At 48.2% G+C, this 1,340-nt stretch carries 1 protein-coding gene; it reads right to left on the bottom strand.

The window, feature by feature from the left end; translation table 11 throughout:
* Window positions 1-265 precede the first annotated feature (265 nt).
* On the bottom strand, window positions 266-1,270 hold the full coding sequence (locus FTE26_RS00920; RefSeq protein WP_000427619.1) for an IS110-like element IS5075 family transposase: 1,005 nt from the start codon (window positions 1,268-1,270) through the stop codon (window positions 266-268).
* Window positions 1,271-1,340: the final 70 nt, after the last annotated feature.

Here is a 1,340-nt window from a genome sequence, read left to right as displayed (position 1 = left end):
GAAAACGGAATCTATGGTCACTCCCGTTTTTGCAACACCGATTTTGACGACAAGTTGGCTTGCTTGAATCTATCCGGCGTCTGAATGGGATTTTATTCCCGCGCCTCGATGAGTTCCGCGCCTGATGAACCTCCAGAAAATATACGGCTTCAATGAGCCTTTCCGTTTTACAGGTTCCTCAACAGGCCGGTGGGCCGTTAGTATCATCAATATCAGTATTCGCAAAACCAGATGAATGATTGTTTAAACTGGTGTATTTCTGCCTTTATGCTTCGTAAGTTTGCTGTCGCGCCGTCAGTGCCCAGGCTATTCTGGCCAGCTTGTTTGCCAGAGCACAGGTGACGACAAAGTTGCTTTTCCGACACAACAACTCCCTGACCCAGTCGGCCAACTTGCCAGACTGGTGTTCCAGTTTTTGTATGAATACCCTGGCACACTGAACCAACAAAGTTCGGATCTTTTTGTTGCCCCGCTTGCTAATCCCTAACAATGTCGTCCGACCTCCCGTGCTGTACTGTCGGGGTACCAGCCCTGTTGCCGCCGCAAAGTCACGGCTGCTGGCGTACTGCTTCCCGTCGCCAATCTCAGTTGAAATAGTACTGGCAGTCAGCGTTCCAACGCAGGGAATACTCAGCAAGCGCTGTCCAACCTCATCTTCGTCCAACTTTCGTTTCAACTGAGATTCCAGATCTTTAATCTGCTCAACAAGATAGTGATAATGCTGTTGTAATTTCAGCAGTAACTGGCTGAGATAAAGAGGCAAACTACTGTCCTCAAGAAGGGTACTCAGTCGACTAATAACGGCAGCACCTCGCGGAACGCTGATACCAAATTCCAGCAGAAAAGCATGCATCTGATTAGTTGTTTTCACCTTATCCTGAACCAGGGATTCACGGACACGATGCAGAGCTCGCATTGCCTGCTGAGATTCGGTTCTGGGCTGCACGAAACGCATAGATGGACGTGATGCTGCTTCACAGATAGCTTCAGCATCAACGAAGTCATTTTTGTTGCTTTTAACGAATGGGCGGACAAATTGCGGTGATATCAGCTTTGGAAAATGCCCTAACTCTTCCAGCTTGCGTGCCATAAAGTGAGAACCGCCACAGGCTTCCATCGCGATGGTTGTTGCCGGGCATGTCGCCAGAAATTCGATTAGCTTTGGTCGGGTGAATTTTTTACGGTAAACGGCCTTCCCACGATGATCCTGACAATGAATATGGAAAGAGTTCTTACCCAGATCGATACCAATAAGCGCAATGTTTTCCATGATGGTTCTCCGAATGAAAGCCTGTCCTCAGCATAGTACTGGGAAGGAGGGAGTGACCATCTCATTAAAT

The organism is Escherichia sp. S10b, assembly GCF_028421345.1.
In the GTDB taxonomy this organism is placed as follows: domain Bacteria; phylum Pseudomonadota; class Gammaproteobacteria; order Enterobacterales; family Enterobacteriaceae; genus ECMA0423.
Note: the sequence above shows the minus strand (reverse complement) of the source record. Positions and strands in the feature narration are given on the sequence as shown.